Source organism: Streptomyces sp. ISL-43, assembly GCF_018614195.1.
Classification (GTDB): Bacteria; Actinomycetota; Actinomycetes; order Streptomycetales; family Streptomycetaceae; genus Streptomyces.
This window is the reverse complement of the sequence record NZ_JAGGOT010000075.1, coordinates 40,604-62,610: the sequence shown is the minus strand read 5'-3', so window position 1 is coordinate 62,610 and position 22,007 is coordinate 40,604. Positions and strand designations below refer to the sequence as shown.

The 22,007-nt window shown below is 71.3% G+C and carries 19 protein-coding genes; 8 read left to right on the top strand and 11 right to left on the bottom strand.

What is annotated here, in order from left to right; genetic code table 11:
* Positions 1–74 precede the first annotated feature (74 nt).
* From stsB to J7F03_RS42460, 4 genes are read left to right on the top strand one after another with little or no spacing between them, the layout of a single operon-like run.
* On the top strand, positions 75–1,574 hold the full coding sequence (gene stsB, locus J7F03_RS35540; RefSeq protein ID WP_214956902.1) for a StsB family radical SAM/SPASM domain sactipeptide maturase: 1,500 nt from the start codon (positions 75–77) through the stop codon (positions 1,572–1,574).
* Positions 1,555–1,863 carry a PqqD family protein gene (locus tag J7F03_RS35535; RefSeq protein WP_214956900.1) on the top strand — a complete coding sequence of 103 codons (309 nt, stop codon included), beginning with the start codon at positions 1,555–1,557 and terminating at the stop codon, positions 1,861–1,863. Before stsB ends, J7F03_RS35535 begins: the two co-directional genes overlap by 20 nt.
* Complete coding sequence (locus J7F03_RS35530; RefSeq protein WP_214956898.1) at positions 1,860–3,290, top strand: NAD(P)/FAD-dependent oxidoreductase; 1,431 nt, start codon at positions 1,860–1,862, stop codon at positions 3,288–3,290. The genes J7F03_RS35535 and J7F03_RS35530 overlap by 4 nt, the downstream gene beginning before the upstream one ends.
* Entirely contained in the window at positions 3,280–5,136 is a 1,857-nt protein-coding gene (locus J7F03_RS42460) for a S9 family peptidase (protein ID WP_214956896.1), read from the top strand. Before J7F03_RS35530 ends, J7F03_RS42460 begins: the two co-directional genes overlap by 11 nt.
* Positions 5,137–5,158: 22 nt before the next feature.
* On the opposite strand, the gene J7F03_RS35520 is transcribed toward J7F03_RS42460, so the two are convergent.
* The 6 genes from J7F03_RS35520 to J7F03_RS35495 form a co-directional block, all read right to left on the bottom strand.
* Positions 5,159–6,448 carry a helix-turn-helix domain-containing protein gene (locus J7F03_RS35520; protein ID WP_214956894.1) on the bottom strand — a complete coding sequence of 430 codons (1,290 nt, stop codon included), beginning with the start codon at positions 6,446–6,448 and terminating at the stop codon, positions 5,159–5,161.
* Positions 6,449–6,530: 82 nt separating this feature from the next.
* Positions 6,531–7,169, bottom strand: a complete 639-nt coding sequence (locus J7F03_RS35515; protein WP_251072981.1) for a GAF domain-containing protein — start codon at positions 7,167–7,169, stop codon at positions 6,531–6,533.
* Positions 7,166–7,981 (bottom strand): S8 family serine peptidase, encoded by an 816-nt coding sequence (locus J7F03_RS35510; protein WP_214956892.1) that lies wholly within the window; start codon positions 7,979–7,981, stop codon positions 7,166–7,168. Before J7F03_RS35510 ends, J7F03_RS35515 begins: the two co-directional genes overlap by 4 nt.
* A 44-nt stretch (positions 7,982–8,025) precedes the next feature.
* Positions 8,026–10,977 carry an AAA family ATPase gene (locus tag J7F03_RS35505; RefSeq protein ID WP_214956891.1) on the bottom strand — a complete coding sequence of 984 codons (2,952 nt, stop codon included), beginning with the start codon at positions 10,975–10,977 and terminating at the stop codon, positions 8,026–8,028.
* Between the two features lie 81 nt (positions 10,978–11,058).
* A complete protein-coding gene (locus tag J7F03_RS35500; RefSeq protein WP_214956888.1) occupies positions 11,059–11,508 on the bottom strand; it encodes an aroma-sacti cluster domain-containing protein in 450 nt (149 codons plus the stop codon).
* A 13-nt stretch (positions 11,509–11,521) separates the two neighbouring features.
* Positions 11,522–12,376, bottom strand: a complete 855-nt coding sequence (locus tag J7F03_RS35495; protein WP_214956886.1) for a hypothetical protein — start codon at positions 12,374–12,376, stop codon at positions 11,522–11,524.
* Positions 12,377–12,674: 298 nt separating this feature from the next.
* Here J7F03_RS35495 and J7F03_RS35490 point away from each other — a divergent pair, with 298 nt between their 5' ends.
* Genes J7F03_RS35490 through J7F03_RS35475 form a run of 4 tightly spaced genes read left to right on the top strand, consistent with a single transcriptional unit; the run spans position 12,675 to position 16,957 of the window.
* Positions 12,675–13,616, top strand: a complete 942-nt coding sequence (locus J7F03_RS35490; protein WP_214956884.1) for an ABC transporter ATP-binding protein — start codon at positions 12,675–12,677, stop codon at positions 13,614–13,616.
* 4 nt (positions 13,617–13,620) lie between these two features.
* Positions 13,621–14,430: an ABC transporter permease gene (locus J7F03_RS35485; RefSeq protein WP_214956882.1), complete on the top strand. Its 810-nt coding sequence runs from the start codon at positions 13,621–13,623 to the stop codon at positions 14,428–14,430.
* Positions 14,340–15,626, top strand: coding sequence for a YcaO-like family protein (locus J7F03_RS35480; RefSeq protein ID WP_308380096.1), 1,287 nt, complete (start codon positions 14,340–14,342; stop codon positions 15,624–15,626). Before J7F03_RS35485 ends, J7F03_RS35480 begins: the two co-directional genes overlap by 91 nt.
* Complete coding sequence (locus tag J7F03_RS35475) at positions 15,626–16,957, top strand: TfuA-like protein (protein ID WP_214956878.1); 1,332 nt, start codon at positions 15,626–15,628, stop codon at positions 16,955–16,957. Before J7F03_RS35480 ends, J7F03_RS35475 begins: the two co-directional genes overlap by 1 nt.
* A gap of 91 nt (positions 16,958–17,048) precedes the next feature.
* Here J7F03_RS35475 and J7F03_RS35470 read toward each other — a convergent pair whose 3' ends face one another.
* The 5 genes from J7F03_RS35470 to J7F03_RS35450 form a co-directional block, all read right to left on the bottom strand.
* On the bottom strand, positions 17,049–18,317 hold the full coding sequence (locus J7F03_RS35470) for a cupin domain-containing protein (RefSeq protein WP_214956876.1): 1,269 nt from the start codon (positions 18,315–18,317) through the stop codon (positions 17,049–17,051).
* 53 nt (positions 18,318–18,370) lie between these two features.
* Positions 18,371–19,432, bottom strand: a complete 1,062-nt coding sequence (locus J7F03_RS35465) for a PrpF domain-containing protein (RefSeq protein ID WP_214956874.1) — start codon at positions 19,430–19,432, stop codon at positions 18,371–18,373.
* Positions 19,432–20,190, bottom strand: coding sequence for a nitroreductase family protein (locus J7F03_RS35460; RefSeq protein WP_214956873.1), 759 nt, complete (start codon positions 20,188–20,190; stop codon positions 19,432–19,434). The genes J7F03_RS35465 and J7F03_RS35460 overlap by 1 nt, the downstream gene beginning before the upstream one ends.
* A gap of 179 nt (positions 20,191–20,369) precedes the next feature.
* Positions 20,370–21,614: an MFS transporter gene (locus J7F03_RS35455; RefSeq protein WP_214956872.1), complete on the bottom strand. Its 1,245-nt coding sequence runs from the start codon at positions 21,612–21,614 to the stop codon at positions 20,370–20,372.
* 151 nt (positions 21,615–21,765) lie between these two features.
* On the bottom strand, positions 21,766–21,993 hold the full coding sequence (locus J7F03_RS35450) for a hypothetical protein (RefSeq protein WP_214956871.1): 228 nt from the start codon (positions 21,991–21,993) through the stop codon (positions 21,766–21,768).
* Positions 21,994–22,007: the final 14 nt, after the last annotated feature.

The following is a 22,007-nucleotide window of genomic DNA, read 5'->3' as shown; positions in this document are numbered from 1 at the left end:
TCCGACAGTTCACAGGCGGGGTCCGGCGGCCATTCGCGTCGGGCCACGCCTGTGCCAGCCCAGAGAGGAGCGGGATGCGCGGGAATCTGGTCCGGAACCTGTCGTTGTTCGAGGTGCCGAACGACCTGACGTACTTTGTGCACGACGAGGACCACCTCGTGGTCAACCCGGAGGTGGCCGCCCGGTGCGTCCTGACCGGACGTGAGTTTCGGATCCTCGAAGCCCTGGCCGCCGCCCAGGCCCGCGGGGAGCAGGCGTCACTGGAGCAGAACGATGAGACGGAGCGCGTCCTCGCCAAGCTCATCCTGAACTGGATCGTGTACTTCAACGGCAACAGGCCCAAGGTCAAGCTCGGTGAACCGCCCCTGAACGTCGCGTACTACGCCATCACCGACGGCTGCAACCTCCGCTGCCCCTACTGCTACGCGTCGTCCGAGAAGTGCCTTCCGGGCGAGCTCGACACCGCCGAGTCGCTGGACCTGGTCTCGCAGATCGCCGACTTCGGCACCGGGACCATCATCTTCACCGGTGGCGAGCCGATGCTCCGCAAGGACCTGTTCAAGATCGTCGAACACGCCAAGCGCAGCGGCCTGAAGGTGAACGTGATCACCAACGCGACGATGATCCGGACCGAGGCGACGGCGAAGCGCTTCGCCGAGCTGTTCGACGCCGTCACGGTGAGCCTCGACGGAGGCACGGCCGAGACGCACGACCGGACCCGCGGCAAGGGCGCGTTCGCCAAGACGCACCGGGCGATCCAGCTGCTCAACGACGCGGGCGTGGCGCCGGCCATCAACCACATCGTGACCTCGGACAACGTCGACGAGCTGGAGGACTTCGCGTCGTTCCTCGACGGGATCGAGATCCACAGCGTCCGCCTGATGAACCACAACGACCTGGGCCGGGGCGTCGCAGACGACTACGACTTCGGATGGCAGGACCACCTGCGGGTGCAGCAGCTCGTCTGGACCTCGCCGGTCGCGGGCAAGTTCAAGCCGGACGGGCCGAGGCCGGTGACCCCGTGCTCGGTCAAGGGCAACTGCGGGATGGGTGGCAACGAGATCTACATCAACTCCCTCGGTGACATCTATCCGTGCAAGCTCGTCACGGGCAAGGGGGAGTTCGCCGGCAACATCAGGAAGCAGCCGCTGTCCGAGATCTTCGCCAGTCCGGTGCTGAGCGCGATGCGCAAGAGCACCGTGTACGGCGGGGAGTTCCACTCCGACTGCGAGAAGTGCTACATCAAGGCGAACTGCGGAGGAGGCTGCCGGGCCGCGCACATGTCGGAGTCCGGGGACCTGCGGCGCAACAGCCGGCACCTGTGCCGGATCCTGCGGCACGGCGTCACGACGCAGCTGTGGACGGAAACCGGAGTGACCCGCGCGGAGCTCGCCGAGAAGGACCTCGACATGACGGTCCCCCGCATGGTCGCCACGGGCGAGGTGCACGAGGTCTACGACCAGTGGAAGACCTACGTACGCCCGCCCGCGCCCGTGCCCGGGATCAAGGTCGGTGAACTGATTCCCATCATGCCGGTGAACAGGAGGCTGGGCGATGTCCCTGCACATCAGTGACGCGGTGATCTGGCAGGAGACCACGGACGGCATCTCGCTCTATCACAGCGAGTCCGGCGACTTCCGCACCCTGAACTCGACCGCCGCCCAGATCTGGGCGCTCGTGGAGAGCGACGGTGACCGGGAGACGGTCATCAGGAACCTGTCCCTCCTGTTCGCGGGTCACAACGCCGCGATGACGGCACGCATCCGCGCCGAAGTGGACGCGTTCATCAGCAACATGGTCGAGGCCGGTCTGATCCAGGAGACGCAAGCCGAGGCGCGGAGCGAGCCGGCCGCGCGGTCATGACCAAGGCCGTCGTCCTCGGCGGAGGCTTCGCGGGCGTACTGGTGGCCAAGGTGCTCTCCAGGCACGTCGACGAGGTCACCGTGGTCGAAGGCGGCCGGTACCCGGTGGGCCCGGGGGTCCGGACGGGGCTGCCCCAGGCGTTCCACAGCCACGTGCTCGTGACCGCCGGTGCCGAAGCCCTGGAAGCGGTGCTCCCGGGAACACTGGAGGCGCTCCTCGCCCAGGGCGCGCACCGGCGGGGCCTCCCGGACGGCGCGCTGATCCTCAGCGCGGACGGCTGGTTCCGCCGCCACGAGACCGGCGCCTTCCTGGTCTCGTGCAGTCGGTGGCTCATGGACCACGTCATCCGGCAGCGGGCCCTGGCCGACGGCGCGGTGTCGGTGCGGGAGCGCACCCGGGTCGTCGGACTCGTCGGAAACGCGTCGCGGGTGAGCGGTGTCGTGGTCGCGGGCGGGGACGGCTCCGCCGAGACCCTCCACGCCGACATCGTGGTGGACGCGACGGGCCGGCGGTCGAGGGCCGGGCAGTGGCTGGCCGCGATCGGTGGACCCGGCGTCGAGGAGGAGGTCGTCGACTCGGGTCAGGCGTACTCCACCCGGATCTACCGGGCTCCCGCCGGCCTCGCCGCCGACATCCCGGCGGTCATGGTGCACCCGCGCCCGGAGAACGGCCGGCCGGGGTACGGCGCGACGGTGTTCCCCATCGAGGACAGCCGGTGGATCTTCACACTGACCGGCACGCGCGCCGCCGCCCCGCCGACCGACGAACGGGGATTCACCGACTGCGCCCGTTCGCTGCGCTCGCCGATCGTCGCGGAGCTCCTGGGCGCGGCCGAACCGCTCGGGGGAGTGCGGCCGTACCGTGCCACCGCCAATCGCAGGAGGTTCTACGAACGCGGGCCGATGCCCGACGGCTTCCTGGTCGTCGGCGACGCGTTGACGGCGGTGAACCCCGTCTACTCGCACGGGATGTCGGTCGCCCTGCTCAGCGCCGTGTGCGTGGACCGCGAGCTGGCACGGCGCGGCGCCGAGCCCGCGGCCTTGCCCGAACTCCAGGCCGCCGTGGCGCAAGTGGCGTCCGGGTCGTGGAAGACGGCGACCGATCAGGACCGGGTGCGGGCCGGCGCGAACGGTTCCGTGTCCGCCGCCGGGCACCGGATGAGGGCCAGGGTGTCCAAGGCCGTGCTCAGCAGCCCGGCGCTGATGACGCAGCTCTTCCGTTCCCAGACGCTGGTCCCCGCGCTGGTCCCCGTACCGGTCCCCGAGCGGGCTGCCGCGGCCCCGACCCTCCTACCGGGGCCGTCCGCCGGATCGAACCCGCCTCTGACCACCGACGAGGCGGTCGCGCAGTTCCCCGGGCTCCGCGAGTGGTGGTTCTCGGGGCGCCGAAGTCCGCAACCCACCCGGGAAGAGAACCGTGACGACTGAAGCCGTACCGCTGATCCCGCACTCCGTCCTGTTCGGCAACCCCTCGTACCTCGTACCCGAGATCTCGCCGGACGGGACCCGCCTGGTCTACCTGGCTCCGGACGACGGCGTGCTGAACGTATGGGTGGCGCCGGTGGACCGGCCGGAGGAGGCGACGGTCGTCACGCACGACCGGGGGCGCGGCATCCGGACGTACGGCCTGTGCCACGACGACCGCACGCTGTTCTACCTGCGGGACGAGAACGGCGACGAGAGCTGGCGGGTGTACCTCGTCGACCTCGTCTCCGGTGAGGAGCGCTGCGCCACACCGTTCGACGGTGTCCAGGCGCGCGTGCTGGCGCACAACCGGTGGCACCCGACCACCGTCCTGATCGGCTTGAACAAGGACCGGCCCGGCCTGCACGACGTCTACAGCCTGGATCTGGTGACCGGCCGCCTCACCATGGTCGCGGAGAATCCCGGGTACCTGAGCTGGATCATCGACACCGACCTGCGGGTCCGCGGCGGCACGGCGATGAAGCCCGACGGTGGCATGTCCGTCTTCCTCGACCCGCCGCAAGGGCCGGACGGACCGCAGGATGCGCCGCCGTGGCTCGACGTGCCCTACGAGGACGCAGTGGGGACGCGTGTCATCGGCTTCTCGCGCGACGGCGCCACGTGCCATCTCCTGTCCTCCATCGGGGCCAACGCCGGCCGTCTCTTCGAGGTCGAGGTCGCGACCGGGCGGCGTACCCTGCTCGCCGAGGATCCGGTCTACGACGTCAAGCAGGTCGAGATGGACCCGGTGAGCCGTCGGCCGCAAGCGGTGCTGTTCGCCAAGGACCGCGACGAGTGGGTCTTCCTCGACGAGGAGTTCGGCAAGGACGTCGGGCGGATCCGCGGTGAACTCGCGCTCCAGGCGATCGACGGCGAGGTCTACATCGACCGCACCGACCGCACCGAACGGCTGTGGACGGTCTCGGTGGTGACCGGAGCCGGTCCCGTCCTCTACTACGTCTACGACCGGGCGGACGGGCGGCTGCGCTACCTCTTCAGCCACCAGAACGAGCTCGAACGCTACCGGCTGGCCAGGATGGAGCCCTTCGAGTTCTCCGCGCGCGACGGAGTCACGGTGCACGGCTACGTGACCTGGCCGCCCGGTGCCGAGCGCAGGGGGCTGCCGGCGGTGGTCAACGTGCACGGTGGACCCTGGGCCCGTCACACGTTCGCGTTCGACGAGGAGGCGCAGCTCCTGGCCAATCGCGGATACGCGTGCGTCCAGGTCAACTTCCGCGGTTCGACGGGCTACGGAAAGCACTTCCGCAACCTGGGCGCCAAGCAGTGGGGTGCCGCGATGCAGACCGATCTGCTCGACGCGCTGGACCATCTCGTCGCGGACGGCAGCGTGGACGCCTCCCGGGTCGCGATCATGGGCTGCTCGTACGGAGGGTATGCCGCGCTTGTCGGTGCGGCCTTCACCCCGACCGTGTTCACCTGCGCGATAGACCTCTGCGGTCCGTCGAACCTGCTGACGCTGCTGGCGGCCGGGGCGCCGTACCGGGCTCCGCTGCGGTCGTTCATGTCCGCCCACGTCGGAGACCCGCAGACCGAGCGCGACATGCTGTGGGAGCGGTCTCCGCTGTCGCGGGTCGAGGACATCCGCATCCCGGTCCTGGTGGTCCAGGGCGCGAACGACGTCCGGGTACCCCAGGAGGAAGCCGAGCAGATCGTCGCGGCGCTGGCCGCCAAGGGGCTTCCGCACGAGTACCTGCTCTTTCCCGACGAGGGCCACGGCCTGGCCCGACCCGGCAACCGGCAGACCTACTACGCCGCGGTCGAACGGTTCCTCGCCGAGCACTTGGCATGACGCGGCCGGGGCGGCGCGGCCGTCACTGCCGGGTCAGGGCCGCCCGCAGCAGATTCGGCAGGTGCAGGCGCGTCTCCGCCTCCTCGTGCGAAGCCCGGACGAGTCCCCGGCCCATCAGCGTGCTCAGCTCGTCCACCACCTGGTGCAGCGGCCGGTGCAGGGCGTCGGCGGCCTCGGAAACGGTCAACGCCCGGTCGAACCGCACCAGTTCCTGGAGGATCGCGCGGTGGGCGACGTCCAGATGCTCGAAGCCGGACCGGATCAGGCCGCCGACCGTCTCGGGGACACCGGCGGACCGCGTCGGCGTCGGCAGGTCGAGCAAGTCCGGTGCGGGCGTGTCCGCCAGCTGTCTCAGACTCAGGACCCTGAACCTCGCCGCCGCCGCCTCCAGCGCGACGGGCAGACCGTCCAGCCTCCGGCACAGCCGCGCCACCGCCCCGGCATCGCCCCGGCCGAGCGCGAACCCGGGGCGGACCTCCGAGAGCCTGTCCAAGAGCAGCCGTACCGAGGGCACGCAGGTGAGCTCGTCCAGCGGACTCGTCGCGTCCCCATCGGCCCCCGGCGTGGCCAGCGGCGAGATCACCGTGCCCTGGACCCCCGCGACGTGCCACGGTGCCCGCGACGCGCTGACCACACGGATGCCCGGACAGTACGCCAGCAGTTCCTCCACACCGACCGGGCTCCTCGCGTCGGCGAGCCCGTCGAGCACGAGCAGCACCTCGTGCCGGCCGATGAGCCGGCAGACCGTGGAAACGTCCTCCGCACCCGATTCGACGAACAGGCGCAACGACTTCAGCAGGGAGCCGAAGGCGGTGCCGTGACCGTCGAGGGCTGCCGTGCCCGCCCCGATCCACAGCACCGGCCACCCGCGGCGCGAGCTCAGCCGGGCCGCCACCTCCGCCGCCACCCTCGACTTCCCCACTCCCGGAAGCCCGGAGATGGAGATCATGCGACGGTGGTCCGATTCCAGGGCGCCCACCATCGCCCGCACCTCGACCTCGCGCCCGAGGAGGGCGTTGACCGAACTGGGCACCGTGAGGCAGGGATCGACTCCGATCGGCCCCTGCCGTTGGCTGCCGAGGCCCGCCTTGACGAAGAGCTCCCGGGGCAGGCCCTCGAGACGCAAGGCGTCCGCGAGCAGGCGAAGGGTCTGGATCCGGGCGTTCGCCCGGCCCGACTCCAGGGCGCGGATCGTCCGCGGACTGATCGTCGACAAGTCGGCGAGCGTCCGCTGGGTGAGCCCGGCCTGAACGCGCTTGAAGCGCAGCAGCTCGGGAAACGACGACGTCTCGGCCTCGGCACTGTGGACCATGGGCCAGGAGCGTAGGCGGGGCCCGTTCCGCCCGCGTCTCCGGTTCGTCGCCCGCACGTCTGCGATCCGTCTCCGTCGGCCGTCAGCCCGCCTTCGAACTGGGGTGCGCACTGCGGTCCAGCAGGTTCAGCGAGATGCTCAGCAGCGAGAGGGCCAGCGGGTCGCAGGAGTCCATGACCGCGTGCTCCGACAGCCGTGCCACCAGATCGCCCATGCGCGGCACCGCACTCGCGGACTGCTCGCTGCGCCGCAGCAGGGCGAGGCTCAGCGCGGCCTGCGTGGCGAGCAGGCCCAGCAGTTCGATGTCGTCCAGCTCCCGGCCGGGGGCGTCCGAGTCGCGGGTATGGCGGTCCAGCACCTCGATCACGCCGATGCACTCCCCGTCCGCGATGAGCGGGGCGGCCATGATGCTCGCCGGTACGTACCCGGTCGAGGCCGCGGCGTCGCGGGCGAACCGGTCGGTCCCGGCCACGTTGTCCGTGATCAGGGGCTGGCCGCTGGCCGCCACCCAGCCGGCGATGCCCGTGCCGGGCTCGAAGCGCTTGCCCACCAGGCCCTGCTCGCCTTCGCCCGCGACCGCCGCGAAGATCAGCTCACCGGTGTCGGGACTCACCATGAACACCGACGACGCGGCGGCTCCGTAGATGTAGCGGGCCACCGAGACGACGGACTGCAGCAGTTGACGTTCGGTGGCCATGAGATCTTGTGGCCAGGGCTTCATGCTCCGCCTCCTTGGACCGATATGTTCGCGGCGCAGTGATACAGGACGCTCTTCAGCTGGAACGGCGTGAGCCACGGATGCTTGCTCAGGACGAGTGCCGCGATCCCGGCCATGTGCGGCGCCGCGAAGCTGTTCCCGGTGTTGCGGACCGTGCCGCCGCCCGGGCTCGCCACCGGTACGCGCACCCCCCGGGCGCGGAACTCGACCGGCGGTGCGGCGTTGTAGTAGAAGCGCATGCCGTCCGGCTCGGCGTGGCTGGCGACCGAGATCACCGACGCGAAGTTCCACGGGAAGCTCTCGATCGGCATGTTGTGCGCCGCCGCCACCACGACCGTCCGGCGGAAGTAGGCGCGGTCGCACAGCTCGCCCAGCCGGTCGCGGAACTCGATCCTGTTCGTCGACAGGCTCATGCTGACGACGTCGAACCCTTCCTCGATCGCGAAGGCGAGGCCGGCGATCAGCGCGGAGGCGCTGCCGGACCTCCCGTCGCCGAGGACCTTGAGCGAACTGAGCGAGACCCGCGGCGCGATCCCCCGAATGATCCCCGCGCAGGCGGTCCCGTGCCCGGCGCCGTCGAGCGGCTCGCACTCCTCCACGCGCGGAGCCCGGCCCTCGGCCGTCACCACCTGCCAGGCACGCTCGACCGGCCCGACCAGCGGATGGTTCGCTTCGACCCCGCTGTCGAGCACACAGACGCGGACGCCCTCGCCCGTCGCGCCCTCCCAGGCCCAGCGGGAGTCGATCCCGTCGAACAGGGCAGTCGGCAGGGGCTCGCCGGGACCACCGTCGGCCGGCATGCTCCAGGCGGGCATCCCGGAAGCGTGCGGCAGCCGTTCGCGCCGCCAGGGCGCGCCGCTCACATCCATTCCCGTACCGTCCCCAGGGGCTTCGTCGCGCCGACGGCGGCGTAGGCGTCGATGGCCAGCCCGGCCATGACGAGGGCACCGGACCGCTCGCCCAGGCAGCGGTGGGCCCGGGCCAGATCGAAAGAGACCTCGCCGCGCAGACACGGGTCGTCGATGTCCTCGAGCAGGGTCAGGACCTCGGCGCGCATCGGGTCGCGGCGGCCCTGCCCGGCGGCGGTCAGCACGGCGGCCGACATGCACAGGACCCGCCCCCGGACGTCCATCTCGTCGCGCCGTCCGAGGAGCTCCGCGATCCGGCCGGCGGCTTCGCCCGCCCGGCTCCGCCGCGCGCATTCGCGGGCCGCCTGCACCCGCATGGTGAGCGCGACCGGCACGTAGCCGGCCTGTTCGAGAGCGTCGGCCGCGCCGCGGAAGCGCCGTTCGGCCTCGCCGTGCTCACCGTCCAGCGAGGCCGCCAGGGCGGCCACCTGATCGACCAGGACACGGCCCAGGGTCAGCCGGAGCTGCTCCACGACGGATTCGGCCTCGGCCAGTGCCGAGCGCGCGCCGGCCCGGTCCCCGATCAGCGCCAGACAGCGCGCGCGGGCGGCCAGCGCGGGCAGCGCCAGGAACCGGTCGGCGGCGAACCGTTCGAGGAGCTCCGCGCAGCCCGACAGCTTCTCCCGCACCGGAGTCGGCGACCACTGACGGATCTCGCACAGAGCCACGAGGAGCCGGTCCTCCTCGTACGCGTCACCGATGGCCCGGGCGTGCTCGAGTGCTGCGCCCGCCGCTTCCTCGGCCGCCCCGAAGCGGCCCTGGTCCAGGTGGAGCAGCATCCGCAGCTGCTCGAACCGGCACCAGGCGAACCGGTCGGGCTCGTCGCCTTCGAGCTCGGACCGCAGCTCCTCCATGTCGGCCACGGTGACCTTGCCGAGTCGTGCCGCCAGCAGGGACCGCTGAACCTGGACCAGGCACGGCCGCCGCCTGACAGTGCCGGCGCCGGCGTCGGGGCCGTTCCACGCGCCGTCCGCGACCACCTCCAGCGCCCGCCGGGTGTCCCCGGAGAGCATGAGGGCGTCGCTGAGGCGGACGGCCGCGACCGACCGGCACTGGTCAGGCCTGCTCCGCGCCAGTACGAGCGCTCGTCCGAGCAGTCCGATCGCCGTCGGCACGTCACGCTGACGGAGCGCCACGGTGCCCTCGCCCAGCAGTGCCTCGGCCGCCTGCCGCGCCAACCGCGGCAGCTCCGTGTCGTCCGGGCGGAGACCGCTGAGGAGCCGGGTCGCGGCCTCGAGGTGGAAACCGGGACTGAAGCCGCCCTCGGCCAGGCGCCGGTGCCACGCGATGCGCTGCTCCTTCTCCAGCCGGCCGTAGGCCACCTCGTGCACCGGCTGCTGGACGAAGCGGTATCCGCCTTCCTCCCCCGTGAAGTGGAACAGCCGCTGCTCCGAGAGCGCGTCGACGCCGGCCGCCGGCGCCGCCTCGCCCAGCAGCGCGAGCTGCTCCAGGGTGAACGAAGGACCGATCACGGATGCGGCGCCCAGCAGCCGCCGGGCGGGCGCGGGCAGCCGGTCGATCATCGCGCCCACCATGGCCGTGATGGTCGGTGGCACCTCGTCGACGGTTCGTCCGTCCCGCAGCCAGTCCATCATCAGCCGGATGTACAGCGGATTGCCCGCGCTGTACAGCGCGACCCGGTCGACCAGGTCGAGGTCGTGCAGTTCCACCTCCGCGCCGCTGCCGTGCCCTGCCAGCGAGACCGCCAGCCGCGCGCTGTCGATCGGGACCAGCGCGCCGACGTCGATCACATCGTCCGGGAGCCAGGGGCCTTCGAGCCCCGCGAGCTCCGGTCTGGACACGCAGACCATCAGGAGCGGGATGTCCCGGAGGCTGTCCATCAGCTCACCGATGAGTCCCAGGAGCGACTGCCCCGCCCACGCGAGGTTGTCCCACACCACGACGAGCGGGCGGGAGGCCGCAGCGGTGAGCAGTTCGCGCGTCGCCCACGAGACCTCCTCCACGCCCGGTCCCGGGACGGAATCGGCGAGGCGGGAGAGCGAGGCGTCGCGCAGGCTGGTGAGCACCCCGGCGATGCGCTCGTCCGCGCGCAGCAACTCCGCGCTGGGCGGGGCCTGTCGGGTCAGGGCTTCCAGCACTTCGACGAGCGCCGCGTAGTTCCCGTTCGTTCCGTAGGACTGGCAGCTGCCGAACACGGCGATGGGCTTCGCCCCGGCCGCGACCAGGTCGTCCACGGTCTCCCTGACCAACCGGGTCTTGCCGATGCCCGGTGGTCCGAGCACGGTCACCAGTTCCGGCCGCCGGTCGCGGGCCACCCGGTGGTAGATCCCGCGCAGCCGCCGGCGTTCGGCGCTGCGGTCCACCATGGGTGAACCGTCGCCCGCCCGGTCGGCGGCGGCCTCGCCGGTCACCAGCAGGACGGGAACGGGTTCCGCCTTGCCCTTCAGCATCACCGGCGGCACCGCGGCCATGAGGTAGTGCGGGCGGGCCAGGTGCGCCACGGTCTCGTTGACGATGATCTCCCCGGCGACGGCCAACGACTGCAGGCGCGCGGCCAGGTTGACCACGTCGCCGACGACCCGGATGCCGGCTCGGGCCGAACGCGTCACCAGGGCCTCGCCGGCCGCGATACCGCAATGGACCTCGACCGGCGCCGCGTCGGCGGCCGGTGTGCGCAGTTCGCGTACTTCGGCCCGGATGCGCGTGGCCGCCCGCAGCGCCCGCAGCGCGTCGTCCTCCTGGGAGGTGTCCGCGCCGAAGACCGCCATGACGGCGTCCCCGATGAACTTCTCCACCACGCCGCCGTGTTCCTCCACCGCGGTCGAGCAGATCTCGTAGTACTGATCGAGGAGTTGCTGCAGCGCCTCCGGATCGACGCGCTCGGCGAGCCGCGTCCATCCGACGAGGTCGAGGAAGAGGACGACCACCAGTCTGCGGCTCATACGTGGTCCTCCTCCAAGGGCATCTGCCGTCCAGCGGGCGGCCGGCAGGGATCAGAGCAGCAGGGATCAGAGCAGCAGGGATCAGAGCAGCTTGAGGTCGTGGGCCCACACCTCGGCATCGGACCCGGCATCCGCCTGGACCAACCGGTGTTGGACCGATACGACGACCGCGGTCTCCTCCTCGGTCAGGTGCGCCAGCACGTCGCGCTGCGCGGCGCTCAGCTGGTCGACCGGAAGTCCCGCTTCGCGCAGACTGGTCAGAGGGTCGAACACGTCATCCACCCCTTTCACGGGGCCGCACGGCGGCGGCCAGATACCGATCGGCAAGATCCGGTTGACGTAGCAGTAGGCCACCAGCTCTGCCCTGTTCCTGCAGTTGAACCGGTCGAGGAGACCGCTGATCTCCTCGCCCACCGTGTGTCTGCTCAGGCGCAGCGCGCGGGCCACGCGGTCGGTCGTGTGACCCCGCGCCACCATGGCCACGAGCACCAGGCCCCGGGTGGAGATCTCAGCACCCCGTATCGCCGTCATCAGCGCGATCTCCTCACGACGTACTCCGTACGAACAACTCACGGACCATGACGGCGGCCATGAACGAGACGCCGTGCCAGCGCGCCTTGCGTTCGAACCAGAGCCAGTCGCCGTCCGGGTTGGCCTCCAGGAACACCGGTTCCCCGGTGTCGGACACGAGCAGGTCGAACGCCCCGTAGCGCAGGTTCCACGCGGCGCACAGGGTGCGCACCGCGTCCGCCGCGGGCTGCGGGCAGTCGACGCGTTTCACCGCGACACTCTCGGGATCCGTCATCAGGCTCGACGGTTCGGGCTTGCGGACCTCGAAGGCGCAGATCCCGCCGTCGAGGTGGTAGACGCGCAGCTCACGGGTGTGAGCCACGTACTCCTGGACGACGACCGGCCGCCCATCGGCCGCCGCGGTGGCCGCTCCGGGGTCCCCTGCCACCGCCTCACAGCCCACGACCGAGGGCAGGCACGCCTTCCACTTCCCCCGATCCGGCTCGAACAGCCGGAAATCCGGCGTCTTGACCACGAGGGTCCGCGCTCCCACGTCGCGCGCACCCGCCCGGACGTCGTTGGTGACGACCGTCCGCGGCGTCTTCACGCCCAGCCGGTGAGCCTCCACCAGCTGGCCCGGTCCGACGACCGTGCCGCCGGGCAGAGCGGCGGTCGCCGCAGATGCCACCTGCCCGAGGAACCCGGACCACGACTGCGCCTGCAACGGTGTCATCGAGCCCGCCGGCCGAGCCTGCGCCAGCAGCGCGCAAGCCGACGCGTGGCGCACCCAGACGACGGCCGGCCTGACCCGGCGCCCGGCGACGTCCAACAGGCCGGTGTCCACGTCGAGCGCCAGGGGCGTCGAGGAGAGTTCGTCCTGCCGGATCAATATCGTCGGTGTTTCCAGCGGTCCCGTCAATGCGTCGCGAACGACCTCCAATTCACGGCCGCCCGCGCAATTCACAAGAACCACGACGGCTTTTCCGTCACGGTCTTCGGTATGTCCTGAACGGCTCATGCTGCGAATGCTAGCCAACGGGACGGTGGTCGAGGCGGCAGAACAGAGGCAGTTCCAAGGCAGCTTGGGCAACAGCCGCTTCCGCACCGGTCGATAGGCGTAACCTCCAGCCCCAGCTACTCGATCGGCAATCCTGAAGAAACATCAATCACATTGTGGAGGGCGGACCGTGGCGAATGGTGTGGTGAACGCCGAAGAGCTGACCAAGCGTTACCGCGGGAAAGAGACGCCGGCCGTCGATCGGATCTCATTCGACATCGCCAAAGGCGAGACCATCGGGCTGCTGGGACCCAACGGTGCCGGCAAGACGACCCTGATGAAGATGATCTGCGGCGTCACCCCTCCCACCACCGGGAACATCCGGGTGTTCGGCGTGGACCCGGCCCGCGACCCGGTCGCCGCCAAGAGCGGCATCGGTGCGATGCACCAGTCCGCCCCCTACGACGAGATGCTGTCGGCCCTGGACAACCTGCTCATCGCCACGCGATTCAGGGGCCTGTCATGGCGCACCACCCGGCCCTGGGCGCTGGAGGTGGCCGAGTACCTCGGCCTGAAGGACCACCTGTCGCAGCTCGTCTTCCAGCTGTCCGGGGGACAGCGTCAGCGCCTGCAGCTCGTACGGGCGCTCCTGACCATCCCCGAACTCCTGATCCTCGACGAGCCCTCGGCCGGGCTGGACGTGGCCGGCCGGCACCAGATCGAACGGTTCGTACGTTGGCTCCGCGAGGAGAACGGCATGACCGTGATCTGGACCAGCCACATCATCGAAGAGCTGGAGCGCAACGCGCAGCGCGTCCTGGTCATCAACAAGGGCAAGGTGGTCCGCTTCGCCCAGCCGAGCGAGCTCGTAAGGGAGTTCGGCGGCGCGCACCTGATGGTGACCGTGGACGACGCGGTCGCGGCCAAGGTCGTCAAGGAGTGGGCCGCCGCGGCCGGACTGACCGCGACCGCCCAGGACACCGAGGTGCGCATCGAGAACGCGCAAGTCCGAGACGTGCTGCCACAACTGTCCAGGCACTGCCACGACTCCGGCGTCGCGATCTCGGGAATCTCCACCGTCACCGACTCGCTGGAGCAGGTCTTCCTGCGCATGACCGGGAACGAGGGCTGACCCCGTGGCCGACCTGGGATTCAAGACCACCGCACCCGTCGCGACGGGGAAACCGGCCGACTTCACCGCCGTCTTCTACCGCGAGTACGCGCTCCTCGCCCGCAACAGGGTCAACCTCATCCTCGGCCTGACGCCCATGCTCGTCTACCTGTTGCTGGTGAACACCTCGCTCGGCAACGTCGTCGGCGACATCACCTACCGGGGCGAAACGCTTCCGTTCTCGGTCTTCCTCCTCCCCATGGTGCTGGCGATGTCGGTCGTCAGCGCGTCGGGGACGACGGGCATGGCGATGTTCCAGGAGGAGATGAGCGGCGTCTCGACCCAGCTGTGGAGCTGGCCGCTGCGCCGATCGCGCTTCCTGGCCGGCAAGCTGCTGGCCGGAGTCACCCTCGTACTGGCCCAGAGTCTGCTGGCCCTGGTCGTCGCCGCGCTCATCTTCGACTACCCGTTCCAAGCGGCCCACTGGATCTGGCTGCTGCTGGCGCTGGTGCTCTCGTCCGTCGCGTTCAACGGGATCTACCTCGCCGCGGCGGTCCTCATCACCGACTACCGCACCTTCATGGTGCTCACCAGCGTGTCGGTGCCCGTCCTCGTCTTCGCCGCGCCGTCCCTGTCGACGGCGCAGCAGCTCCCCACCGTGCTGCAGTGGATCTCGACGGTGAACCCGGTGTCGTACGCGGTCACCGGGATGCGCGACGCCGCGATCTTCGGCCTGGAGAAGGCGTGGCCCTCCCTGGCGGTGCTGGCCGCCGTCGCCCTCGTCGCCAACTTCGTCGCGGGCCGCGCGCTGTTGCGGCGTACCCGGAACCTCTGACCCGCAGGGAGTCCCTCACAGTGCGGAACGAAGACTCGCCCCTGTCCTGGCTCGCCTCTCGGCAAGATCGCTCCGTGCTCTGCCTGCCGGGGACGAACAGGGCCCAACCGCCTTCGGAGACATGGGAGATGGCGACCCGCGCGGCGGCCAAGGTCGGCGTCACCCGGGTCGCCGACATCACCCGGCTCGACAGCATCGGCATCCCGACCTTCCAGGCCATCCGGCCGTTGTCCAGGACACTAGCCGTCTCCCAGGGCAAGGGGATGACGGCCGAACTGGCGAAGCTGTCGGCGGTGATGGAGTCGGTGGAGACCTGGCACGTGGAACAACCGGCGCCGCCCGCCCTGACGGCCGCTCCCCGCGACATCGGCGTGGAACTGGGCTACGAGGTCTCCGCCCTGGCGCCCTGCGTACCGAGCCTGCTGCACGACAGGCTGCCGTTGGACTGGGTGGCGGCCAGGTCGCTGGCCGACGGCGCGCGGACGTACGTCCCCGTGAACGTCGTCCGGCTGACGCTGGAGGAGCACACCGACTGGAACCCGCCGGTGTTCTTCGAGTCGACGAACGGTCTGGCCAGCGGGAACACCCGGGTGGAAGCCGCGCTCCACGCGCTCTGCGAAGTCATCGAGCGGGACGCCATGACCGCGGCGGTCGCCGCGGGCGGAGAGATGGGCGTACGCGTCGACCCGCGGACCTCGGGGTCGCCGGAGGCCGCGGAGCTGTGCGCCCTGATCGAGCGGGCGGACGTCACCCTCGAGGTCCGCTTCGTGCCGTCACCCACCGGTCTGCCGTGCTTCCTGGCCTGGGTCGCCAGCCATGAGTACCCGGCTCCGATGTTCGGGTTCGGATGTCATCTCAGCCCCGACATCGCACTCACCCGCGCCGTCTCCGAAGCGGCTCAGGCCAGGCTCGCGTACATATCGGGGGCGAGGGACGACCTCCGGGACGACTTCGGCCCCGTGGACGTCGGCCGGCTGGGGAGCGCGCCGTCCGGCTCGGGAGCCGACATCAGGGACCTGGTCGCGGAGCCCGCCCGGCACGACAGCCTGCTCGGCGATCTCGAGTACGTGGTCCGCCAGGCGGCCGCCGCCTTTTCCAACCCGCCCCTCGTCGTCGACCTGACGCGGGAGGAGATCGGGGTACCGGTCGTCAAGGTCGTGGCGCCGGGGAGTCGCGTGTGTCCGGAGGTGCTGTAGTGAGCGAGTCCAGGGTCGTTGTCTACGCGGGCCCGACGATATCCGCGGCCGATGTCCGCGCCGTGCTCCCCGAGGCGGAAGTACGCCCGCCCGCGGGCCGGGGCGATCTGCTGGCGGAGCGATGGAGTCCGGGAGACGTCGTCGTCGTCATCGACGGATACTTCCGGGAACGTCGGTCCGTCGGCCACAAGGAGATCCTCCAGGTGCTCACCGAAGGCGCGGACGTCGTCGGCGCCGCGAGCATGGGCGCGCTGCGCGCCGCGGAACTGGTCCCGTGCGGCATGCGGGGCCTCGGCGCCGTCTACGAGATGTACGCCTCGGGCGAGATCGACGGGGACGACGAGGTGGGCGTTCTGCACGGTCCGGCCGAGATGGGGTACCCGGCGCAGACCGTGGCGCTGGTGAACCTCCGCTACGGCTGCAAGGAAGGAGCCGAGACGGAGCTCGTTCCGGCGGAGGCCGGGCAGCGGATCGTGGCGGCGGCCGCGGCTCTGCCCTTCACCCACCGGGGCTGGAAGGACATCGAGCGGGCGCTGGACGATCAAGACCACGACGCCCTGCGGACGTTGGAGGAGATGATCGGCTCGGGCGTCTGGGACATCAAGCGGCTCGACGCCATGTCGGCGCTCGGTGCGGTCGCGAGCCGCGGCGCCGTGGCGCCCGGTTCCGGCACGAGCGGTGTGCCCTTCACCGGGATCAGCCGCACCCAGTCCCTGGTCCGCCGGACCCGGCGCGAGTACTCTCCCGGCCAGTGGATGTCGGACCTCGACGTCCTGGACGCGGCGCGGCTGTTCGACGAGGACTACCCCGCGCTGCACGAGGACGTGCTGACCGGGCTGCTGGAAGACCTCGCCGGCGCCAGGGGCATGACGATCGAGGCGTACGCGCAGGCCAAGCTCGGGCTCGACGACCGCTCGCCGCTGCCGGACGCCTTCGCCCGCTGGTTCACGGAGCCGGAGCTGGAGCAGCTCACCGCCGCCGACCGGATCCGGGTCCTCATGGTGCGTGTGTGGCCGGTATGGCAGTCGGTCGACTGGCGGCCGGCGGTCCTGGCCCGGCTGCGGGAATCCGAGCGCTGGGACGGGTGGTGCGACGTCGTCGCCCGCGCGGACGAGGCCGCGGAGGAGACCCGGCCCAGGCTCGTGGTCCCGCCGCCGGCGATGTGCGCGAAGCTCTTCCTGCGCCATTGGCAACGGCGGGGCACGTCACCGGATGTCGAAATGGCCCGACGCGGCTTCTCCGGCCTGGACGGACTGGGCGGGGCGGTCAAGAGGTTCTTCGCCTTCGACGTCCGGCGCGGCCGAGAACGCGGGAACGCCGCCGCACGGTGAGAGCCGGGTTCGCAGGCCGTGCCGGATCGATCCGGCACGGCCTGCGACTCGTTCGGGGGACCGGCGGGGCCGGGTGGTCCGGGGCCGTCCGTCAGTGCGCGGCGGGCGCCTGGCGGGACGTACCGGTGACCAGGCCCCGGTGGAGCAGGTCCGCGAGGAAGAGTTCGACGCGCGGCCAGGACTCCTCCGAAACGGCCTCGCGGACCTCCTCCACGGTGTGCCAAGCCCCGTCCCACAAGGTCTCCAGGGCGACACGGCGGGCCTTGCCGACCTCCCACCGGTATCCGGCCGCGGTGAACACCGGCCGCTCGTCGGTGCCGCCCTCGACGATCCGGCCCCGCGCGTACGAAAGCCGCACCGCGGCGGGCAGCCCGACGGGCTCGGCGGCCGGGACGGCCGGGGCGGAGGCCGGCGGCGCGGTGACCGCGGCGGGCAGGTTGGTGTAGATCCGGCGGTTGTCGCGCGAGGCGAGCGAGTCGAGGAAGCGGTCCGTGAGGCCGGGCCGGGCGAGCATCTCCGACAGGACGTCCTTCATCCGCCGCACGTGGGCGTCCTTGTCCGCCGCCGTGCCGCGCAGCGGCAGGTCGACCCGGAAGCACTCCTCGGCGGGCAGCGAGCGGATGAACCACCGGAAGAAGTCGACGCCGGTCGTGGGGATGACGGAGTACGTCAGGTGCAGCGAAGGAGTGCCCTCGCTCGCCGACGCGCCGTGCCACCAGCCGCGGGGGAGGTACAGTACGTCGCCCTCCTCCAGCACGACGTCGGCGTAGGGCTCACTGGTGGGACGCGGCGGGCGCACCACGTCGTGCAGCAGCGCGGCGGTGCGCGTCGGAGGGTAGTAGCGCCACCGCTTGCGCCCCGACAGCTGGACGACGATGACCTCCTGGTCGTCGAAGTGCAGCCCGAAGCCCTGGGTTTCGGTCCAGCTCCCGTACAGGTTGGTCAGTACGGTCGAGTGCAGCATGCGCTCCAGGTCGGCGGCCGTGCGCTCGGTGTCCTCGTGCAGTTCGTCGACCGAGTTCAGCACGAGGGTGGCGCCCCCGGCGAGCTGCTCGTGGAGCGCCTCGGGCACGACGTTCCTGAGGTTCTGGGAACTGGCCCGCTGGGTGGTGTAGGTCTCGTGCGGGATGGTCCCGCGGTCCTTGGCCAGTGTCAGGCGGGAGGGCTCCAACGGATGGCGGGACAGCAGGTTGTTGAGGTCGTCCCAGCCGAACAGCGCGGGCGAGGTCGCGAGGCCGCGCCAGATCCGCGGCCTGCTCTCGTCGATCTGGGCCAGCAGCTCCTCGCGCCCGATGGCATCGAGCAGGTCCGCCGTGCGTTCCGTGGCGTCCGACGTGGCCTGCGACGTGGCGTCTGACATTGGCTCTTCTCCTTGCTGATCCGTGGGACCGGTCGTCATTTCTCGTTGCTCGCTCAGAGGCCGGACGCCGCCGCCGCGACGAACCGCAGGGGCCCGAGGTAGCTGACGGTCGTGCCCCGGACGCCGACCTCGGTCAGGGCCGGCTCGGCACCGGTGGCACCGGTGGCACCGGCGATGGGTGCCGCGGTCGCGACGGGTGCGGTACGGGCGGTCACCGACGCCCAGCGTCCCGGCGTGCGGACGTGCAGCGGCTCCCCGCCGTCTACGCCGTCCCCGCCGGCCAGTCGATGGGGCAGGGAGCCGGGGACACGGGCCGCGGCAGCCAGGCAGACCGCGCCGGTCAGGGCCAGCGTGGGATGCCAGGACGGCACCGAGATGGCCCGCACGGCCAGCCGCCCGGGCGCCAGCGGCAGCAGGGCGGCGATCTTCGGGAAGACCCCGCCGGCCCAGCCGAGCGCTGCCTGCGCGGTGCGCCTGACCTCGGAGAGCGCCGCGAACAGGGCCTCGTCGGCGGCGAACAGCTCGTCGGCCCCGCGCACCCCGAAATCGGCCGCGCGGACGAAGACGTACGGGTTCCCCATGGAGGCACCCGTCACCTCGACGGTCCCGCCGCGGAAGGGCAGTTCGGTCACCGGGGAGCCGAACAGCAGCAGGTCGCGCAGCGGGATGGCCGGACTGAGCAGGAAGGACGCGCTGAGGCGCTCCCGGTCGGTGCCGGTCTCCTCCACCGAGCACTCCACGCTGTCACCGTTGTTGAGGACGTTCACCCGGATCCGCTGCCCGGCGCGGAGCGGCGGGAGCGCCCCGGACCGGCCCGCCACCGAGCAGGCGGCGAGGATGGAGTGGCCGCAGCTGCCGCGGAGTTCGAAGCCCGGTTCGGCCCCCGGCAGGATCTGTACGAAGCGGTAGTCCAGCTGGTGGCCGGGGCGTGACGAGGGACCGATCAGAGCGATCTTGGTGATCTCCCCGAGCCCGGCCCGCAGCAGGTCCTCCCGTACCAGGCCGAGCTCGGCGAGCAGCCGCTCGGGGTCCCGGGCGCCGTCGGCGAAGTCCTCGGCCGGCAGCACCAGCGTCCTGCTCGGACTGCCGTGCGCGACGGCGAGATGGCCCGTCATCACGCCGCCGGAACGGGGTCCGCGGCAGGCGACCGCCAGGCCGGGGCCCGCAGGCGGCCCAGGCTGCGCCTGCCCTTGTCGATCTGGGCCTGCCACTCCACCCGGTCGTCGGCGGTGACCTCACCGGCGGGGCTGATCAGCCCCGTTGCCGCGGGCCGGGGCGGCAGCGCGCCCGACCGGGCGTCGTAGCGGTCCCGGTGCACGACCAGCTCGGTGCGCAGCCGCGGCCGCGGGGCCGCGGGGCCGGTCGCCGGCCGGCCCAGGCACAGGCCGAACACCGGGAACACGCCGGGCGGCATGCCGAGCAGCTCGGCGGTGGCGGAGGGGTTGTTGCGGATGCCGCCCACCATCACCGTCCCCAGACCGAGGGACTCCGCCGCCAGCGTCGCGCACATCCCCGCGAGGGAGGTGTCGATGACCGAGCTGAGCAGCGCGTCCGGGTGTTCGCCGGAGACCAGCTGCTGTCCCGGCAGTTCGCACAGCTCCTCGATGCGGCCGATGTCCGCGCAGAGGACGACGAACACTGGAGCGCCGACGACGTGGCGCTGGCCGCCGGCGATCCGGGACAGGGCGGCGCGCACCTCGGGGTCGCGGACGACGACGAAGGAGTACGGCTGGAAGTTGAAGGCGGTGGGCGCGCGGACGGCGGCGCTCAGCACCTCGTCGACGAGTGAGTCCTCGAGCTGCTCGTCGGTGAAGTCACGGCAGCTGGCTCGCTCCGCCAGGAGCCGCAGGACGGTGTCGGTGCGGGTGGTCACTACCCCTCCCAGGGCTGGAAATGGACATGGGTGTGCACGGCACGGCGCGGGTGCGGCCGGACCCGGTCAGGTGTGGTCGTGCGGTCGGGTGCGGTCGGACGCGTGGGTGCCGGAGCGGGACGCCGTTGCCGGCGGTGGCGGGGGCCGGCCGGTGCTGGGATGCCGGGCGGTGGCGAGGGTCAGGCGGTGGCGGGTTCCTGCTCCTCGGCCACGGCTGCCGGGTAGAGGCGCTCGGCCTCGCGGTCCCGGCGCCACCACCAGATGCCGCCGAGCACCACCGAGGCGACGCCGGTGCAGAAACCGACGGTGCGTACGTCGGACACGACGAGCAGGCCGCCGAAGAGCGCGAGCGAGATGCGGGCCATCGCGCTGTAGGTGGTCATGTGCACGCTGGAGACCCGCCCGCGCACGGAGGCGGGCACGGTGGCCAGGAGGACGGTGGTGTCCAGCGCGATGATGATGCCGCTGGCCAGCCGCATCACGCCCAGCAGCGCGATGGCGACGACCGCGTGCCCCACGAGGAAGAAGGACCCCCAGGCGAGCCCCTGGAATATGTAGGCCGCGGCGTAGGCGGACAGGTGGTGGCGCAACGCGATCCGGGCGGCCAGGACGGTGCCGAGGATCACGGCCACGCCGTCCATGACGTACAGCGCGCCCAGGACGGTGCCGTTGCCGTCGAGGTAGCCGGTGGCGTAGGCGGCGAGCAGGATGTCGTACGCCCCGCCTATGCAGCCCCAGGCGATGCCGATCCAGACGACGGAGCGCGCCAGCGGCAGGTCGCGCAGCACGCGCAGTCCGGCGGTCAGCTCCTTGCGCAGGGGCTCCGGGGTGACGGCCTCGCGGACGGGCTCCGCGTACGCGAGGGGCTCCTTGGCCTGCAGGAGCAGCGGTACGACCGCCAGCACCTGCAGGGCGCCGGCGACGGCCATGGCGCCGGTCGGGCTCCAGCTGGACAGCACGCCACCGAGCGAGGCGCCGACGACCGTCATCGTTCCCGAGACGGAACCGAGCCTGGCGTTGGCGGTGGGCCTGCCCTCCGGCGGCACCACCCCGTACAGCCACTGCTGCCTGGCCGGCGGCCAGAGGGTGTTGCTCAGGCCCTGGAGGCCGTAGAACGCGGCGGTGATCCAGATCCCGTTGTCCAGGAAGAGCACCATGCCCAGGACGCAGACCGCCTGCGCGGCCATGGAGCCGATGGCGAGGCGACGTACGTCGAACCGGTCGGCGAGGGTTCCGGCCACCATCATGAAGGCCAGCGCGGGCACGGTGCCGATGAGCTCCACCGCCGCGAGCGCGGCGGGGGAGGAGTCACGGAGCACCTGGATGAACAGGCTGATCTGCATGACCCAGGTCGATCCGGAGGACAGCGCGCTCGCTGTCCAGAGCCTGGCGATGCTGCGATGGGGGACGGAAGGCGAGGTCACGCTGGCTCCAGGTGCGCCGCTGCGCTGCACGGCGGGGTGTGTCGCGGTTGCGGGAAAGGTGAGGGTCGGCCGGCCCGGGGGGCGCCCCCCGGGCCGGCCGAATGTGCCGGCCGCGGCCCTACTGGTGTGGGTGCCGACGGCTGACCGGGAACTACGCGGCGGCCAGTTCCGACGTCAGGAGCATCTCGAAGTCGTCGTCGGCGAAGTTGGCCTTGTTCTTGGCGACGACGGTGCTGGGGCCGAAGTCGTCGTCGGCGAAGTTGGCCTTGTTCTTGGCGACGACGGTGCTGGGGCCGAAGTCGTCGTCGGCGAAGTTGGCCTTGTTCTTGGCGACGACGGTGCTCGGGCCGAAGCCGAACTCTGAACCGATGGTGCTCATCGCATACTCCTCAT

What these genes read in the sequence shown, in the direction of transcription:
- stsB (WP_214956902.1), top strand. Translation starts at nt 75, where the DNA reads ATGCGCGGGAATCTGGTCCGGAACCTGTCGTTGTTCGAGGTGCCGAAC.
- J7F03_RS35535 (WP_214956900.1), top strand. Translation starts at nt 1,555, where the DNA reads ATGTCCCTGCACATCAGTGACGCGGTGATCTGGCAGGAGACCACGGAC.
- J7F03_RS35530 (WP_214956898.1), top strand. Translation starts at nt 1,860, where the DNA reads ATGACCAAGGCCGTCGTCCTCGGCGGAGGCTTCGCGGGCGTACTGGTG.
- J7F03_RS35520 (WP_214956894.1), bottom strand. Translation starts at nt 6,448, where the DNA reads ATGGTCCACAGTGCCGAGGCCGAGACGTCGTCGTTTCCCGAGCTGCTG.
- J7F03_RS35515 (WP_251072981.1), bottom strand. Translation starts at nt 7,169, where the DNA reads ATGAAGCCCTGGCCACAAGATCTCATGGCCACCGAACGTCAACTGCTG.
- J7F03_RS35510 (WP_214956892.1), bottom strand. Translation starts at nt 7,981, where the DNA reads ATGCCCGCCTGGAGCATGCCGGCCGACGGTGGTCCCGGCGAGCCCCTG.
- J7F03_RS35505 (WP_214956891.1), bottom strand. Translation starts at nt 10,977, where the DNA reads ATGAGCCGCAGACTGGTGGTCGTCCTCTTCCTCGACCTCGTCGGATGG.
- J7F03_RS35500 (WP_214956888.1), bottom strand. Translation starts at nt 11,508, where the DNA reads ATGACGGCGATACGGGGTGCTGAGATCTCCACCCGGGGCCTGGTGCTC.
- J7F03_RS35470 (WP_214956876.1), bottom strand. Translation starts at nt 18,317, where the DNA reads ATGTCAGACGCCACGTCGCAGGCCACGTCGGACGCCACGGAACGCACG.
- J7F03_RS35465 (WP_214956874.1), bottom strand. Translation starts at nt 19,432, where the DNA reads ATGACGGGCCATCTCGCCGTCGCGCACGGCAGTCCGAGCAGGACGCTG.
- J7F03_RS35450 (WP_214956871.1), bottom strand. Translation starts at nt 21,993, where the DNA reads ATGAGCACCATCGGTTCAGAGTTCGGCTTCGGCCCGAGCACCGTCGTC.